Below are 16,863 nucleotides of genomic sequence, written 5' to 3'. Positions count from 1 at the left end.
CATTGAAAGTCAAGGTTAAAGGGAGGAACGGCAGGAAAAATTAATCCTCGCGGCGAATAATTGCAAGATATATTTCAGCAGGAGCATACTGGCAATGATTGTCGTCCATGGGACCTGGGTTAAAGATAGCAATAAAGAAGTAAATGGCCGCTTTTTTGTCTGGGGGGAATCCCTGGCCGCCGCTCGTCAGCAAAAGGAACTCTACCTGCCCAGGCCAGCTAAAAATAAAGTGCCCCTTCATCCTTTTCAGGCTTCCGACCAGGAACTTATCACCGTCCTCCTTAATTTAAGCGCGGGCCTTTATAAAAGCATACCCCTTATTCCGCCGGGCCTGGATAAAATCCAGTTGTTACTCCCCTCAACCAATCTTGGACCCCTGCCTTCGCCGCAGCTAAGGCATCTGCCCGGTAGCGGCGAGATTGCCCGGAGGGGTCAATCTTTACGGGAAAGCAACCTGGTCTTAACCCCCTGGGAGGTCAAAGGCCTGGCAGTATCACCGGTATGGGTTATCAATGTCCTGACCCGGCTGGGGGAAGGAAGTGCCGGGCAAATTAAAGGTAATATTTTAGCACCCGATTTCCTGTTCTGGAGCCTGGCAGCCAAGCTGGCCCTGGAACTCCTGGTCCGGGAACGCTTTATCCCGGTGGTACTGGAGGAGGTAAAAGCACCGGCGGGGAAGAGGGCCGGGGCAAAAACTCCGCTGAGGCAGGAATTAAGGGCTTCCTGGCGAGCCCTCTTAGACCAACCTGAAGATGCCCGCCGGGTGGACTTACTGGCGGCCGGTATGCCGCCCGCCTGCCGGGCCGTGGCGAGTACTCCGCTCCCGCATCCTCGCCTCCTGGTGGAAGATTTCCTGCACGGCACCGTCGATGCCATGGCCCGGTACTGGCTTATGATTTCGCCTCTCGAGGGGAGGACCAAGGGGCTCGGGGACGATAATACCCCGGCTAAGTGGGCTATGGCCCTGACGGCAGAAAAAGCCACCTTTAGCGGGCCGTTGCTGGAAATGAAAGACCTGAAGGAGCAAATCAATGGCTGGACGAAGACCCTGTTCAGCCAGCCGGGGACCGTAGCCTTTCGCACCTGTTTCCGCCTGGAACCACCGGAAAGAACGGGAGAAGAAGGCCAGCCTTCCTGGCAGTTGCAATTTTTACTCCAGGCCAGCGATGATCCCAGCCTCCTGGTGCCAGCCGGGGAGGTCTGGCGCGAAAAGGGCAGCGTGCTGGAGTTCCTGAACCGGCGCTTCGCCAATCCCCAGGAAAGGCTCCTGGCCGACCTGGGCCGGGCGGCAAGGTTATTCCCGCCCCTGGAAAAGAGCCTGAAAGACCCTTCACCGGAAGGCTGTCTCCTTACTACTGAAGAAGCCTATACCTTCTTGCGGGAAGCGGCCGGCCTCCTGGCCGAAAGCGGCTTTGGCGTACTGGTGCCTTCCTGGTGGGGGCAGCATAAATCCCGCCTGGGGCTGCGCTTAAAGCTGAAGACCAGTGAGCGGGGCAAAAACGCTTCCCGGATGATTAGGCCGGCTGCATACGGGGGCCTGGGCCTGTCCGCCCTGGTCGATTATGAATGGGAAGTGGCCCTGGGGGATACCGTCATCGACAGGAAGGAATTTGCCAGGCTGGCTGCTTTAAAGGTGCCCCTGGTCCGGGTACGGGGCCAGTGGGTGGAGCTCCGGCCGGAGGAACTGGCGGCCCTGGACAGGTTTTGGAAAAAGCAAGCCATCCAGGGGACCATGAGCCTGGGTGAGGCTTTACGTCTCAGCCTGCTGGGCGGGGTAGTTCCAGATTCAGGTAAAGAGCAACCTGAAGGCGAAGTAGCCCTCGCCAGTCTCCCGCTACTGGGTATTGAATCAGAGGGTCAGCTTAATTCCATTCTAGAAAAGGTGCACGACAACCAAAAAATTGCCCTCCTGCCCCAGCCCTCCGGATTCCGGGGTAGCCTTCGCCCTTACCAGGTGCGGGGTTTTTCCTGGCTGAAGTTTATTACTGAACTGGGCCTGGGTGCCTGCCTGGCCGACGATATGGGCCTGGGCAAGACCATCCAGCTCCTGGCTTTACTGCTTTACCGCAAGGAACAGGGAATGGCCAGCGGCCCGGTTCTCCTTATCTGTCCCACTTCAGTGGCCGGCAACTGGCAGCGGGAAGTAGCGCGTTTTGCCCCCTCACTGCGAGTCCTTCTCCACCACGGCAGTGAGCGCCTCTCAGGCGACGAATTTATCCGGGAGGCAGCCCGACGGGACCTGATAATCAGCACCTATACCCTTGTTCACCGGGATGAAAGGGAACTGGCAGCCGTAGAATGGGATGGGGTGGTTCTCGACGAGGCCCAGAATATTAAAAATGCGGAAGCCAAACAGACCCGGAGCATCCGACGCTTAAAGGCCGGTTTCAGAATCGCCCTTACCGGTACACCGGTGGAAAACAACTTAAGCGAACTCTGGTCCATAATGGAATTTCTAAACCCCGGCTACCTGGGCAGCCTGGCCGATTTTCGCAACCGTTTTATGATCCCCATAGAACGTTACCGGGACCGGGAGCGGGCGGAACGGCTGCAGCGCTTGGTCCAACCTTTTATCCTACGCCGGATCAAGACTGACCCGGCAATCATTCAGGACCTGCCGGAAAAGCAGGAGATCAAGGTCTTTTGCCATTTGACCCGGGAACAGGCTACCCTCTACGAAGCTGTTGTCCAGGACATGCTCCAAAAGATAGAAGCCGCCACCGGCATCGAGCGTAAAGGGCTGGTCCTGGCTACCCTGGCCAAATTAAAACAAATCTGCAACCACCCGGCCCAGTTCCTGGGTGACGGTAGCCACCTGGACGGGCGCTCCGGGAAACTTACCCGGCTCCAGGAGATGCTAGAAGAGGTCCTGGCAGCCAGGGAACGAGCCCTCATCTTTACCCAGTTTACCGTCATGGGGCAAATGCTGCAAGAATATTTAGAGGCGGCTTTTGACCGGGAAGTCCTTTTCCTCCACGGGGGGCTGGCAAGGGCCAAACGGGAGGAGCTAATCCGCCGCTTCCAGGAGGAAAACAATGGGCCGCCCTTTTTCATCCTTTCCCTCAAGGCTGGCGGGGTGGGACTAAACCTCACCCGGGCCAACCATGTGTTTCACTTTGACCGCTGGTGGAACCCGGCCGTAGAAGACCAGGCTACCGATCGCGCCTTCCGCATCGGCCAGAAGAAAAATGTACAGGTTTATAAATTTATCTGCGCCGGGACGCTTGAAGAAAGAATTGACGCCCTGATCGAGGAAAAACGTTCCCTGGCGCAGCAAATTATCGGTACCGGTGAAGGCTGGCTTACGGAATTGTCAATTGGAGACTTACGGGAACTGCTGGCTTTACGGAGCGAGGGAATAGAACTTTAACCGTAAAAAACAAATTCGATTAAAAGCTTTTTGGAGGTTAAAGAATGACTTCCCGGCGAAATTTCGGTAACAACTGGTGGGCCAGACGCTGGCTGGATGTCCTGGAGTCCTTTGGCTGGGCCAGCCGCCTGCAGCGTGGCCGGGCCTATGCGCGGCGGGGTAACGTCTTAAGTATAGACCTCGCCCCAGGGCTGGTCAAGGCTAAAGTACAGGGGAGCAGACCCAGACCCTACGATGTAAAAATTAAAATTAAGCCCCTGTCAGACGGAGAATGGACACGGGTAATAGAGGCCCTCGCCAGTCAGGCAGCTTTTGCTGCTCGCTTGCTGGCTGGCGAAATGCCTGATGATATTGAGGAGGCCTTTACCGGGGTGAGCCTGTCCCTCTTCCCCCATGCTGCAGGAGATATCGTGACCAGCTGCACCTGTCCTGACTGGGCCAACCCCTGCAAGCATATCGCCGCCGTCTATTATTTGCTGGGTGAAAAGTTTGATAGCGACCCTTTTTTACTTTTCCTCTTGCGCGGACGGGAAAAAGAAGCGATAATCAAGGCTCTCAGAGAGAAGCGTGCAGCCCTTGCCGGCGGCCCCTCCCTACCAGTTAAAAAAGAAGAAGAGATGGAGCCGGTCCCAGAAGAAAGTAGCTCCCCACCGGAGTTACCTGTCGACCCGGTTGATTTTTGGCAGTCCGGGGAAGGGCTGGATGCCTTCCAGGTTAATATGCACCCACCTGCCGTTCCCGGGGTTGTTTTAAAACGCCTGGGTCCTCCTCCCTTTGGGCGCTATGCCCGGGATTTTTATCAGCTTTTAAATAGCTATTACCAGGAAATCTCCCGTAAGGCTTATGAGCTGGCTTATGATGCGGGAGAAGACGGTAGTCAGGTGTGACAGGTTTCCCAAAATTGCTTCTATACGGCTCCTGATGTATAATAACAAAAATAGTACCAGGAGGGATAAAGATGAAAGTAACCGTAACCTGGGAAGGGGAACATATGCGCTTAAAGGGGCTGGGGGCTTCCGGCCAGCCGGTAACCATGGACGCCGCCCCTGAGCATGGTGGCCAGAACCTGGGGGCCAGGCCTTCAGAGGTCCTGCTCATGGGTATGGCCGGGTGCACGGCTATGGATGTCCTGAGCATCCTCAAGAAAAAACGCCTGTCCCTGGCTTCCTTTGCCATTGACGTCGAGGCTGAACGGGCTCCAGAGCATCCTAAAATCTTTACTGCTGCTACTCTGGTTTACCGCTTGGCCGGGCCCGAACTCCCTGAAGATCAGGTCAAGCACGCCATCGAGTTATCTTTAAGCAAGTACTGTGGTATGGTCAATACCTTGAAAAAAGCCATGCCTATCAGTTACTGTTACGAAATTAACGGTAACCGCAGTCCAGTAATCCCAGCACCATAATACTTCAACCAGCGGCCGATTAATATCTCGGCCGCTTTTTTAAGTGGTCTTTTAAACCTTATAACAAAACGCTAAAATATATTAATAACAGCACCTCAGGGGAGGGAAATGGAGATGGGTATGTATGAACCCTCTATCCAGCCGCAAGCGGCCCCCCTGGAACTAGAGAACCGCCAGCAACAACTGGAATACTTGATGCGGCGCTTCGGCGATAAAGTCCTTTACCTGGCCTATTCCTATCTCCATGACCTCCACTGGGCCGAAGATGTAGCCCAGGAGGTTTTTATCCGTATATACACCAACCTGGATAAATTCCAGGGTCGTAGTTCCATTTATACCTGGATATACCATATAACTGTCAACCTTTGCCGCGACCAGCTGCGGGCCCGGACCCGTCGTCGCGACGTAGAACTCGTTAAGCCGCCAGAGCATACCTTTGCCGGTGTGGAGGACCGGGTGCTGGAAAACCTGCAACAGCAGGAATTATGGCGCGCTATTTTAAATTTGCCGGTTATCTACCGGGAGGTAATCTGGCTCCATTATTACGAGCAGTTAAGCCTTAAGGATATTGCTAAAATCCTGGGTATATCCCTGCCATCTGTAAAGATCCGTCTTTACCGGGCCCGCCAGCGCCTGCAGCAAGTTTTTAAGGTAGGTGAGGGTGATGCCTAAACGCCGGGACCGCCTGGATAAACTACTGGCCGGATTACCGGGGAAAGTCCCGCCGCCCCTTGCTGGCTGGCATTTTACAGCCGCCATGCGGCGGCGGGTACAAAATAGGGTGGCTTCCTTACCAATGACAGAGGTACCTACCGTATCTACCCGGCAGCGGAAGGTGAAGTGGTCCCTGGCCGGGGCAGCGGCCCTGGTGCTGGTCTTTTTATTCCTGGTTTGGTGGCAATGGTCGGCTACTGCACCTGAGCCGCCAGCAGGATTTAAAGTTACACCACTCCAATACCGCATGGTTAGCTTAAACGGCCCGGAGCCCGAAGCCCTGGTAAGCATCGGTCAGGTAGAGGGTTCCAACCAGCTCCTGGCTTCCATCAGCAAGCGCCGGCAGCCCGTAGGTTGGCAACTTATCTATACGCAACCCCTCGATGCCTACCTGGTCTTACCCGTGCAGGTGATACGTTCAGATACCAGCAGGAGCGCCTTGATCCTGATTACCTACCAGGAGCAATGGGGGCCGGAATACCACTACCTGATTTTGGAGTTCGACGGCGACAAGGTAATACCCTATCGGGAGGAGGATAAGATTACGGGGACTGGGCGCTAAAAACGCCCTAATTTTTTGTCCAAGCTGTAACCTCCCGGCCTAACCGGACGTCTATAGTATAGAATTTATTTATTGATATCTGCGATAGGGGGGAATTATTTTGCTTCGCCAGCGCTCATGTTTAGTCCTGACTACTCTTTTATTTTTCCTGGCCCTGGCCTTCAGTCCCTTTGTAGAGACAGCCAGGGCGGATAACGGCCTGCTTCTATCCACGGCCTTCCCGGGCATTGAGGCCCAACCCGGGGAAACGATTACCTTTCCCCTGGAGTTACGCAATAGCGGTGTACCTCAAAAAGTTGATCTGAAAGTTGTTTCCGCCCCCAAAGGGTGGCAGGCCCTGTTTAAAGGCGGCGGCATGGTTGTCAGCCAGGCTTTTGCCGATACTGATAATCCGGCCAGCGTTGATTTCCAGGTAGAAGTGCCGGCCGATGTTAAACCCGGGAACTACAGCTTTGTGGTCCAGGCCAGTGGGCGCAGCGCCTCTTCCCGCCTTGACCTGCAGGTGCTCATTAAAGAGGTGGCTTCCGGCAGTGACAAGATGACCACCGACTACCCGGTATTGAGCGGAACCAGTAGCACAAGCTTCCAGTTCCGGGTTAGCCTGACCAATAATGGCGCCCAGGAGCGTTCCTACAGCCTGGGCGCTCAGGCGCCCCCAGGTTGGCAGGTAACCTTTAGCCCGGCTTATGACAGCAAGCAGATTGCTAGTTTAAGTCTAAAGCCTGGTAAGAGCCAGGACCTGGATGTGACCGTCAAGCCGCCCCAGAACGTCAAGGAAGGCACTTATAATATTCCTATCCAAGCCATTTCGGGGAGCAGTAAAGCAGGCGTTGTTCTCAAAGTTAACATTACCGGCACCTATAGCCTGGAACTGACTACCCCGTCTGGACGCCTGAACGCTGACGCCATTGCCGGCAAAGAGAGCCCGGTAACCATGGTGGTGAGAAATACTGGCAGCGCCGACCTGGCCAACATTACCTTTGCCGCCAATGCAGCCAGCGGCTGGGCGGTCACCTTTAAACCGGAGAAGATTGACATGCTGCCGGCTGGCGCCAGCCAGCAGGTAACGGCTTTTATCAAACCCTCGCCCAAGGCCATAGCCGGTGACTACGTGGTGCGCCTTACGGCCAGTACCCAGGAAACTAGTGGCAGCGCCGATTTGCGGGTCAGTGTGCGGACCTCTACCCTATGGGGTTTGGTGGGGGTAATCCTGGTTCTTGGTGTAATTGGTGCTGTTGGGCGAACTTTCCGGAAGTACGGACGGCGATAGCCATGGCAGGACAGGAAGCAGTCATTGTCACCCGGAACCTTACCAAGCATTATGGCTCCATAACTGCCGTCCAGGACCTCAACCTGGAAATCAGAGAGGGAGAGATTTTCGGCCTGCTGGGGCCCAATGGTGCCGGCAAGACGACGACGATTTTAATGCTTCTGGGGTTGACTGAGCCGACGTCCGGCCAGGCCCTGGTAAAGGGCTTAGATGCCACCCGTCACCCCCTGGAGGTTAAGAGGATAGTGGGCTATTTACCCGATAATGTCGGCTTCTACGACGACCTTACGGCACGGGAGAACCTTCTCTATACCGCCGGTCTGAACCTGATCCCCCCGGCGGAAGCTGAAAAGCGCGTGGCTTTAAGCCTGGACCAGGTGGGCTTAAGCAATTACGCCCACCGCAAGGTGAAGGAGTTTTCTCGCGGGATGCGCCAGCGGTTGGGCATTGCCGATGTCATGGTAAAGGACCCGGCGATTATTATCCTCGATGAACCTACCCTGGGCATTGATCCCGAGGGCGTACGGGAGATGCTGGCCCTGATTGTCCGGCTGGCACGGGAAGGCGGAAAAACAGTTCTCCTCTCCTCCCATCTCCTGCACCAGGTGCAGCAAATCTGCGACCGGGTGGGAATTTTTGTCGGTGGCAGACTCCTGGCCGCGGGGCCGGTGGCTTTACTCGGGCATCAAGTCATGGCGGGCAAGCCCCTGGAGATTGAACTGCAGGCCGAGCCGGACAATGACAATTTGTTTTCTGCCCTCCGGTCCCTTCAGGGCGTGACCGCTGTCGAGCGTCACGGAGCCTTTATCCGGGTCCGCTGCGCCGCGGGCCGCGATATCCGCCCCGAGCTTACGCCTTACCTGGCCGGTAAAGGATTTACCCTGCTCTATTTGCGCGCCCGGGGCTATGACCTGGACGATATATACAGGGAGTACTTCCAGGGGGAGGGTTACCATGGCACGATGGCAGGCTAAACTAAAAGATTGGCTGGACTGGTTCCGGCAACAGGAGTGGTTCAGCGGTGGCCTGAAAACTGTTTTTCAGAAGGAACTGGCGGACAACCTGAGCAGCACCCGCTTTACGATCCTGGTTTTCCTGGTGGCCGTGGCCGGCATTGGTGCCTTTTACGTAGCAGCCCAGAGCATCCGCCAGACAGCAGGGGATGGTGATCCTCAATTTGTCTTCCTGCGCCTTTTTACCACCAGCGGCGGGTCCTTACCACCCTTCATCACTTTTATTTCTTTTTTGGGGCCCCTGCTGGGCCTGGCCCTTGGTTTTGATGCCATTAACGGTGAGCATAATAAACGTACCTTGAGCCGGTTGCTCGCCCAGCCTATCTATCGGGACGATGTCATCAACGGCAAGTTCCTGGCCGGTCTGGTAGTTCTGGCCTTGGTCATCATGGCCCTGGGGCTCTTAGTGGCTGGGTTGGGGCTGCTGCTAATTGGCGTTCCTCCCACGGGCGAGGAAATCGGGCGGTTGTTTATTTACCTCCTGGTCACCATTATTTATGTAGCCTTCTGGTTGAGTGTCTCCCTCCTATTTTCTTTGTTGTTCCGCCAGACGGCCACCTCGGCCCTGGCCGGGATAGCCGTATGGCTGTTTTTCGCCCTCTTTGCCGGGATGCTGGCGGGGCTCATTGCCGACGGTCTCCTTCCGGTAAGTGAAGATGCCGCGCCGGCCCGGGTCCTGCACAATGCGACTTTGAAACAAAATCTTAGCCGCCTTTCGACGACGACTCTTTACGATGAAGCTACAGTAACTCTCTTGAACCCAGGGGTAAGGACCCTAGGACCTGTACTGGTGGAACAGTTAGAAGGGGCTATACCCGGAAGCCTGCCACTGGACCAGAGCCTGCTTCTCATCTGGCCGCACCTGGTAGGGCTTATCGCAGCCACCATGCTGATTTTTGCCCTGGCCTATTACTTCTTTATGCGCCAGGAAATACGGGCCGGCTAGGCTGAAATATCTTTCCTCTGCCGGTGATAAATCTTCACCGGCTTTTTTCTTTTTACTCCTCGAGGGACTGGGGTCCGCAATCCTGGCTTCTAGTCTTTTATTTAAAATTATATCTCCGGTGGCTTCTCTGGTCCTTAAACCGGAGGAAGGGCAGCAACGGCGATGGTGTCGCCCCTTGTGGCAAGCAAGCTCGTGACAACATCACAATCCGATGACACACCTCGGGGTTTCTGTTGACAAATGTCGACCAAATGTAGTAAAGTAGTGATTGTGTCACGTCACATTGCATAATACAGCCAGTACCGCTAAAGGCAAACTCGTCGAAAGGCGGGGGCGCAAAGCCGCGGACCTAAGTCCGTTTTAAGGATATGGTAGCCAGGCTGCCGGGGGAGTAAGTAAGTTGAAATTAAATACAGGTTCTCTACGGCCGCCGTGAAAGCGGCCGTTTAAATTTAAACGCAAAATGGGGTAAAACGTTAGGTTAGTTCCTTAATGGGTGAGGCTGAGGCAAAGCTATTGTCGTTCTAGCAAGACAAATGTAATGAAGGAGGTATAGGTCGCCCCGCAGACCGAAGTTCGCCAGGAGCGGGAGCGACCGGCAGCAGTATGATGGGAAAACTTACAGGAAGTCTGCGAGGCAAGATGACCGCGCTCTTCGGGCTGATCGTTCTAGTTGGATGCCTGGTGCTGGTATTTGTAAGCTACGACCGTGCCAGGAACGCTCTGGAGAGCGAAGCTAAAGAGGCCATGTTGAAGATGGCCCAGCAGGCCGCCGAAACTTTGGAAAGCCGCATCCAGGCGCGGATGTACGTTATGGAAACCCTGGCCAATAACACCGTCATCCGTGGGCGATGGGGCGACCGCGAAGCCACGCTAGAAGAAAAGTTGGATGTTCTCCGGGAAGAGCAAAAAAAAGCGGGAAGTCTGGGCTTCAGGCGGTTTGGCATTGCTGATAAGGAAGGGAACGCAGTATATTCCGACGGCAGTAAAGCTAACATCGCAGACCGGGAACACTTCCGGGCTGCCCTGGAGGGTAAGACTTTCGTCTCCAGCACTATTGTCAGCAAGATCGACAAGTCGGTTATATTTGCTTATACCACACCTATACGCAACTATGCCACCGATGAAATAATCGGCGTGCTGATTGGTATAGTGGACGCGACAAAGTTCAGCGAGCTGGTGGCGGACATTACATATGGACGTACTGGGTATGCGTTTGCAGTAGACAGTACCGGTAAGACCATAGCTCACAAGGACGCGGAGAGGGTCACAAATGAGGAGAATGTCGTGGAGGCGGTTAAGTCTGACCCTTCCCTGGATTCCCTGGCGGCAGTAATGTCCAGGATGATTCAAGGAGAAAGGGGAGTCGGCAATTACATCTTCCAGGGCCAAAAGGAAATTATAGCCTACGCACCTGTTGAGAGCACCGGCTGGTCTTTGGGAGTTGCCGCCCCCGAAGTCGAGGTGCTGGAGAAGATCGCCGGCCTTAAATGGTCCGTGCTGTTTGTCTCCCTGATCATAATCCTGGTTGCCTTGGTACTGACTCTTGTAATGGCAAGAACTATTACCACTCCTCTGGCCCTGGCTGTCGACGACCTGGGGCTTATAGCCGGTGGCGACTTCACCCGACCCGTTTCTGAAAAATTCCTCCGCATGAAGGATGAGATAGGCCGGCTCGTCCGGGCGGTGCACCGCCTGCAGGCCGACCTCAAACCGTTGCTTTCAGGACTCAAAGAAGACGCTAAAACGCTGGCCGGCAACTCGGAGGCCTTAAGCGCTGCTTCAGAAGAGATCGCCTCTTCTTCCGGCGAAGTTGCCAAGGCCATCCAACAGGTGGCCTCGGGAGCCTCGGAACAAGCGGGTCACCTGCAGGAAATACTGGGCCTCGTTGAAAATATAACCTCCAACCTGGAGAAGGTGTACACCGAACTTGGTTACGTTAAGGCTAACACCGAAGAGACCTCCAGGCTGGCAGGTGTAGGCAAGAAAGAGCTGGACATCCTGATTGCTTCCATCAAGGATGTGCGCGAGGCCTTCAAGGTGGTCGTGGAGAAATTAACTGATTTAAGCAGCTCTGTGAATCAAGTAGGCGAGATCCTGGAAGTGATCAACGGGATAGCAGACCAGACGAACCTTTTGGCCTTGAACGCGGCCATTGAGGCGGCGCGCGCAGGCGAGGCCGGCCGCGGTTTTGCAGTGGTGGCGGATGAGGTCCGCAAGCTGGCTGAGCAGTCCCGTGCTTCTTCGGATAAGATCAGGGCGCTGTTGGACACTATAGCCGCGGGGACCAATGAAGTTGTGAACACTTCGGAGGAAGTCAGGAGGCAGGTAGTTGCGCAACTGGAAAATGTAGAAAAAACGGTCAAATCCTTTGACGACATACTCCATTCGGTAGCCGCTATAGCACCCACGATCGATGAGACGTACCGTCAGGTAGACAACACTGTGAAGGCCAAGGACGTGATGCTGGAACGGGTTCAGAGCATAAGTGCTGTGTCGGAAGAAACTTCAGCTTCGGCACAAGAGATTTCGGCCTCGGCTGAGGAACTGTCAGCATCAACCCAGGAGATAGCCTCAACAGCCCAGGAGGTCCTCAGGGTAGCCAGGCGATTAGAAGAACAAGTGGGGCGCTTCAAGGTATGAATGGCAACCTGTCTTACGGCGCTAAAGACAACCGTGCAGGGAGCAAACCTGTCGCCAGGTCACGGCCAATATACCTACATACCTACAGTTTTATTAAACTCAATTGCCTTCACAGCTACTACCGGTTTTTTCAGTTTTTTGGCTCTGGTTGAAGCCAGGCTGGCCGTATTGACCAGGTATTTGACTATGTAACTACTGTCTTCACCAGAATTGTGTAGTTCTGAACAGCGGCCTCCGGCTACGCCGGCAGAAATGGCGACCTTTATTTTCCCGGGCCAGTTTTCATTAGCATGGGCCAGGACCATTTGCCGGGCAAGTTTTTCGGCTTCGGGCAGGGGCCGGTTAGTTACGGCTGCAAATTCGTCGCCCGCATAGCGACATAGAGTTTCCTTATTGCTGTCGATTAAGCTATTTAAGATTAGAGCAGTCTGGCGCAGGACATTGTCGCCGTAGATGTGGCCGTACTCTTTATTAATAAAGCCAAAGTTATCTAAATCCAGGAAGATTACCGTAATCTCCTGGCCTTTTTTTAATAACTCCAGGGCTTTTTCGTAAAAGATTTCGGCTTTATTTAACCCGGTAAGGCCATCGGTATATTTACCCAATTCTGACATAATTTGAGTGTGAGTAACGACACCAATAATATCACTTTCTCTGGTAACTACCAGATGCTCAATTTTATGTTTGGCCATTAATTTTTGCGCTTCAGTGAGGCAAGCCGTTGGCGGTATAGTAATCACTTTGCGAGTCATAGCATCGGCAACCAGCCGGTTGGGGTGAGATCTTTTTATATCCCTTGAAGTAATGATGCCTACCAGTTTTCCTTCTTCAACTACCGGTAGACTACCTATACCATAACGCTCCATGATTAGTGCCGCCCGGCCGACACTGGCCACAGGGTCGATGGTATAAAGCTTCTCGCTTATCAGGCCTTCTACCGTGGGCACTACAAATCCACCGTCCTGCTGATCTGAATAGTAATATTTACCTGTGCCTTAATTACCATATTCTCGCTGGCGATGCGGTTTCCTTCGTCGATTACAACTGGCAAAAGTTTTTCTTTGGGTAGGAGCCTTAAAAGAGATTTTTTAACTACTACAGCTTCAAAAACTTCGTGATTGAGGCGAACAATCTCATATTGTTCCGGCGAGACTGCATCAACCATCCGCCTGACGGCTTCGGGACCAATAGGGGCTCTTTTACCAACGAGTAAAATGTCCTGCATGGGAGGGATCTCAAATTCCGATAATTTTATGCTGATGTCGGCTTTGCGTTGTGGTTCCGGTGAGCGGGACGTTTCCTGGAGCGTCAAAATATCTCCCTTCCTTCCCCAAGACATATATTTATATTATACCCTTTATTACTAAATTTGCCCATGGGGTTAATAACAATATTAGTCAAGTTTAGCATTCATTTTACTGAAATACTGTAAGGTTTTCGCCTGTAGTGGAATGGAAAAGATGACGCCGCATAACATCGCCCATGTTTACGGCGTACCGGTGGTGATGGCAAAAATGAGAAACATCCCGGTAATCATACCGCTGGGTTAACTGTAATCATCGCACCCTGGAGATGGCCTCCGGGTTTTTTATTTATGGCATATTATTATTGACAAATGGCCATAATAGACTTATACTAATAATGAACATAAGACCGAAAGGGGGTGTAAAAATGCCACGTGGTGACAGGACCGGTCCGTGGGGTCTCGGGCCACGCACCGGCCGCGGAGCCGGCTTTTGTAACGGTTTCCCCGTACCGGGCTTTATGAATCCTGCTTTCGGCTTTGGACGGGGCCTGGGTTTTGGGCTGGGTCGCGGCCGGGGCTTAGGCCTGGGCCTGGGCCGCAGGTGGGCCTGGGGTTTTTCCCCGCCGTCTTATGGCTGGTTTCCCGGTGGCTGGTGGGGCGCACCCTTTCCCGGTGCCTTACCGCCCCAGGGCGCGGCGCCTGATGTGGAATTTTTAAAGCAGCAGGCGGCCGTGCTTGAAGGCCAGCTCAAAGCGGTCAAAGAACAGCTGAAGGCTTTACAGCAGGAAGAGCGGCAAGATAAGGCCCGCGATCCGGAAAATGAGGACCTGTAGGTAAACCCAAAATGCGGGGCCGGGTCATAAATTTACATCCCGGCTCTTTTTGTTTAATATTTTATTGACATAAGGTCAAAATAACTATATAATGCTATTGGACAAATGACCATTATAGAAGGGGGCGAAATTAATGAAAGTGGCTATTACGGCCCAGGGTAAAGATGCGGCGGCAGCGGTGGACCCCCGTTTCGGTCGCTGCCAGTATTTTGTTATTGCCGATACAGCAAGGAATACCTTTGAGGCCGTAGCCAACGATAACATGGCCGCCGGCGGCGGGGCGGGAGTGGCTACAGCCCAGGCCATGGTCAACCGGGGTGTGGAGGTTGTCCTTACCGGAAATGTTGGGCCCAATGCCCTGCGGGTTTTGCAGGGTGCCGGAGTTAAGGTTTACTCAACTACAGCACCGACGGTCCAGGCGGCGTTGCAGCAGTGGCAGGCCGGAGAGGCCACGCTATTTTCCCAGGCTAACGTAGGGTCTCATTTTGGTATGGGTCGGGGAGGTAACAGATGGTGAAGATCGCCGTAGCAACCGAGGGAAAAATGGTAGCCGAGCATTTTGGCCATTGTTCCCAGTACAGCCTGTTTACCGTTGAAGACGGGAAAGTAATAAGTAAAGAAGTTATTGCCAATCCCGGGCATCAGCCTGGCTTCTTACCGGGTTATCTGGCAAATTTAGGTGTTCACTGCGTTATTGTCGGCGGCATCGGCGCCCGCGCCGTGGAATTGTTCGGTGAGCGGGGCATTGAAGTAATAAGCGGTGCTTCCGGCCCCGTAGAGGCGGCAGTGAATGCTTACCTGAGCGGTAATCTCAAGAGTACCGGCAGTACCTGCAGCCATGACCATGATGGCTGCAATCATTAAAATAAACGGAGGAGAGTAACATGGCAGCCAGGGTTGATGAAGATAAGTGCACCGGCTGTGGCAGCTGCGTCGAGGTTTGTCCGGTAGAAGCCATTACCGTTGAAGAAGTAGCGACTATTAATGCCGACGAGTGCCTGGAGTGCGGCGCCTGCGTTGATGAGTGCCCGAATAATGCTCTCAGTCTTGATTAAAGTGTGGTGAAGGGAATGCTTGTCACTGTGGCCAGCGGCAAAGGGGGCACGGGGAAAACGACCATTGTTACCAACCTGGCCCTGGCCCTGGCCAGGAAAATACCGGTGCAGGTACTCGACTGCGATGTAGAAGAGCCCAATGCCCATCTCTTCCTGCATCCGGTATTCCAGGAAGAAGAGGAAGTGACCCTGCCGGTCCCGGAAGTGGACAATACCAAATGTAACGGCTGCGGCAAGTGCAGCGAAGTTTGCGCTTTTCACGCCCTGGCCGTCGCCGGGGGTAAGGTTATTACTTTTCCGGAAATGTGCCACGGCTGCGGCGGCTGCGCCATTGTGTGTCCCCAGGGTGCAATTACAGAGAAACCTTATCGTATCGGGGCGGTAGCCAGGGGCCAGGCCGGCAAGATTGATTTTGTCCACGGCAAGATTGATGTGGGCGTGCCCCTGGCACCCCCGGTGATCAGAGCGGTCAAAAGGCTCGCCCACAAAGAAGGGCTCACCCTTATAGACGCCCCGCCGGGTACTTCCTGCCCGGTAGTAGCTGCCTTGAAGGGCAGCGATTTTTGCCTGCTGGTTACGGAGCCCACTCCTTTCGGCCTTAATGATCTCAAGCTCGCAGTCGGCATGGTGCGAGAACTGGGTATTCCTTTTGCGGTGGTTATCAATCGTTCCACCCTGGGTGACCTGCGGGTGGAGCGTTATTGCCGCCAGGAAAAGATTCCGGTCCTTCTGAAAATCCCCTTTGACAAAAGATATGCTGCCACCTATGCCAGAGGGAGATGCCTGGTGGAAGATTATCCCGACTGGGTACCGCCTTTTGTCGGCCTCTGGCAGGAGATAGAGAGGCTGGTGTCACAACATGCAAGAGCTGCTGGTAATTAGCGGTAAGGGCGGTACCGGTAAAACTTCTATCGTTGCTGCCCTGGCAGCCCTGGCGGAGGATAAAGTCCTGGCCGACTGTGACGTTGACGCTGCCGACCTGCACCTGCTCCTGCGGCCGGAGGTGGAGAGCGTCAATGAATTTTACGGCTCCAACAAAGCGGTTACTGATGCCGGGCGTTGCACCGGGTGCGGCCGCTGTATCGAAGTTTGCCGGTTTGGCGCTATCACGAAGGCAGATAACGGGTCAAGGGGCTCCGTTTTTCAGGTGGATTCTCTATCATGTGAAGGCTGCGGGGTCTGCACCTTGACGTGCCCGGCAGGGGCCATTACCATGAAACCCAACCTAGCCGGGTACTGGTATATTTCAGAAACACCTCACGGCCCTCTTGTACATGCCCAGCTAGGCCTGGCCGAGGACAATTCCGGCAAGCTGGTGACGAAGGTACGCCAGGAAGCGCGGCGGCTGGCGGAGGAAAATAAGGCCCGGCTGATCATTACCGACGGCCCGCCCGGCATCGGCTGCCCGGTCATATCCTCCCTGAGCGGGGTAACCCTGGCCCTGGTGGTGACGGAACCGACGGTAGCCGGCTGGCACGACCTGGAACGGGTGGTGAAGCTGGCCGGCCACTTTAAAGTACCGGTGGCCGTTTGTATTAACAAATATGACCTGGCCCCTGAGAAAAGCCGGGAGATTGAAGCTTATTGTTATGAGCAGGGCCTTACCATAGCCGGTAAAATACCTTTCGATGCCGACGTGGCCAGGGCCTTGGTAAATGCCGTGCCGCTTACGGCCTGTTCCCACGGGGCGGCAGCAAATGCCGTCAAAGCCATGTGGGATAGCTTGATGGTACAATTGGCAAGGATAGGAAAGTAGTAAGAGGACTTTATGGGGCAAATAAATATGGGGCAAATAAAAAAGTTCTTGCC

17 protein-coding genes and 1 riboswitch are annotated in these 16,863 nt (G+C 54.3%); of the genes, 15 read left to right on the top strand and 2 right to left on the bottom strand.

Annotation, left to right across the window (positions count from 1 at the left end):
- Positions 1 to 94: 94 nt before the first annotated feature.
- From E308F_RS10825 to E308F_RS10785, 9 genes are all read left to right on the top strand, one after another.
- The gene (locus E308F_RS10825) at positions 95 to 3,370 is read left to right on the top strand and encodes a DEAD/DEAH box helicase (RefSeq protein WP_141264909.1); all 3,276 of its coding nucleotides are present in this window, start codon (positions 95 to 97) and stop codon (positions 3,368 to 3,370) included.
- A gap of 44 nt (positions 3,371 to 3,414) precedes the next feature.
- Positions 3,415 to 4,257: an SWIM zinc finger family protein gene (locus tag E308F_RS10820; protein ID WP_141264908.1), complete on the top strand. Its 843-nt coding sequence runs from the start codon at positions 3,415 to 3,417 to the stop codon at positions 4,255 to 4,257.
- 71 nt (positions 4,258 to 4,328) lie between these two features.
- The gene (locus E308F_RS10815) at positions 4,329 to 4,772 is read left to right on the top strand and encodes an OsmC family protein (RefSeq protein WP_141264907.1); all 444 of its coding nucleotides are present in this window, start codon (positions 4,329 to 4,331) and stop codon (positions 4,770 to 4,772) included.
- Between the two features lie 114 nt (positions 4,773 to 4,886).
- Entirely contained in the window at positions 4,887 to 5,444 is a 558-nt protein-coding gene (locus tag E308F_RS10810; protein WP_172613596.1) for a sigma-70 family RNA polymerase sigma factor, read from the top strand.
- Positions 5,434 to 6,048 carry a hypothetical protein gene (locus E308F_RS10805; protein ID WP_216364517.1) on the top strand — a complete coding sequence of 205 codons (615 nt, stop codon included), beginning with the start codon at positions 5,434 to 5,436 and terminating at the stop codon, positions 6,046 to 6,048. The genes E308F_RS10810 and E308F_RS10805 overlap by 11 nt, the downstream gene beginning before the upstream one ends.
- Before the next feature lie 100 nt (positions 6,049 to 6,148).
- Complete coding sequence (locus E308F_RS10800) at positions 6,149 to 7,318, top strand: NEW3 domain-containing protein (protein WP_141264904.1); 1,170 nt, start codon at positions 6,149 to 6,151, stop codon at positions 7,316 to 7,318.
- A gap of 2 nt (positions 7,319 to 7,320) precedes the next feature.
- The gene (locus tag E308F_RS10795) at positions 7,321 to 8,292 is read left to right on the top strand and encodes an ABC transporter ATP-binding protein (RefSeq protein ID WP_141264903.1); all 972 of its coding nucleotides are present in this window, start codon (positions 7,321 to 7,323) and stop codon (positions 8,290 to 8,292) included.
- A complete protein-coding gene (locus E308F_RS10790; RefSeq protein WP_141264902.1) occupies positions 8,273 to 9,277 on the top strand; it encodes an ABC transporter permease in 1,005 nt (334 codons plus the stop codon). The genes E308F_RS10795 and E308F_RS10790 overlap by 20 nt, the downstream gene beginning before the upstream one ends.
- 300 nt (positions 9,278 to 9,577) lie before the next feature.
- A riboswitch (cyclic di-GMP riboswitch) is annotated at positions 9,578 to 9,665 on the top strand.
- Between the two features lie 254 nt (positions 9,666 to 9,919).
- Positions 9,920 to 11,920 carry a methyl-accepting chemotaxis protein gene (locus E308F_RS10785; RefSeq protein ID WP_253260450.1) on the top strand — a complete coding sequence of 667 codons (2,001 nt, stop codon included), beginning with the start codon at positions 9,920 to 9,922 and terminating at the stop codon, positions 11,918 to 11,920.
- Between the two features lie 74 nt (positions 11,921 to 11,994).
- Here the strand turns inward: E308F_RS10785 and E308F_RS10780 are convergent, their stop codons facing one another.
- Both E308F_RS10780 and E308F_RS10775 read right to left on the bottom strand, forming a co-directional pair.
- Positions 11,995 to 12,867 carry a GGDEF domain-containing protein gene (locus E308F_RS10780; protein ID WP_141264900.1) on the bottom strand — a complete coding sequence of 291 codons (873 nt, stop codon included), beginning with the start codon at positions 12,865 to 12,867 and terminating at the stop codon, positions 11,995 to 11,997.
- The gene (locus E308F_RS10775) at positions 12,867 to 13,232 is read right to left on the bottom strand and encodes a hypothetical protein (RefSeq protein ID WP_253256479.1); all 366 of its coding nucleotides are present in this window, start codon (positions 13,230 to 13,232) and stop codon (positions 12,867 to 12,869) included. The genes E308F_RS10780 and E308F_RS10775 overlap by 1 nt, the downstream gene beginning before the upstream one ends.
- Positions 13,233 to 13,492: 260 nt before the next feature.
- On the opposite strand from E308F_RS10775, the gene E308F_RS10770 reads away from it, so the two are divergent.
- From E308F_RS10770 to E308F_RS10745, 6 genes are all read left to right on the top strand, one after another.
- The gene (locus tag E308F_RS10770) at positions 13,493 to 13,999 is read left to right on the top strand and encodes a DUF5320 domain-containing protein (protein ID WP_307722588.1); all 507 of its coding nucleotides are present in this window, start codon (positions 13,493 to 13,495) and stop codon (positions 13,997 to 13,999) included.
- Positions 14,000 to 14,132: 133 nt separating this feature from the next.
- Entirely contained in the window at positions 14,133 to 14,516 is a 384-nt protein-coding gene (locus E308F_RS10765) for a NifB/NifX family molybdenum-iron cluster-binding protein (protein WP_141264897.1), read from the top strand.
- Positions 14,510 to 14,863 (top strand): NifB/NifX family molybdenum-iron cluster-binding protein, encoded by a 354-nt coding sequence (locus tag E308F_RS10760; RefSeq protein ID WP_141264896.1) that lies wholly within the window; start codon positions 14,510 to 14,512, stop codon positions 14,861 to 14,863. The genes E308F_RS10765 and E308F_RS10760 overlap by 7 nt, the downstream gene beginning before the upstream one ends.
- 20 nt (positions 14,864 to 14,883) lie before the next feature.
- A complete protein-coding gene (locus E308F_RS10755; protein ID WP_141264895.1) occupies positions 14,884 to 15,054 on the top strand; it encodes a 4Fe-4S binding protein in 171 nt (56 codons plus the stop codon).
- 3 nt (positions 15,055 to 15,057) lie between these two features.
- Entirely contained in the window at positions 15,058 to 15,936 is an 879-nt protein-coding gene (locus E308F_RS10750) for an ATP-binding protein (protein ID WP_253260449.1), read from the top strand.
- Entirely contained in the window at positions 15,914 to 16,810 is an 897-nt protein-coding gene (locus E308F_RS10745; protein ID WP_141264893.1) for an ATP-binding protein, read from the top strand. The genes E308F_RS10750 and E308F_RS10745 overlap by 23 nt, the downstream gene beginning before the upstream one ends.
- Positions 16,811 to 16,863: the final 53 nt, after the last annotated feature.

The organism is Moorella sp. E308F (assembly GCF_006538365.1).
In the GTDB taxonomy this organism is placed as follows: domain Bacteria; phylum Bacillota; class DSM-521; order Neomoorellales; family Neomoorellaceae; genus Neomoorella.
This window is presented reverse-complemented; position numbering and strand designations above follow the sequence as displayed.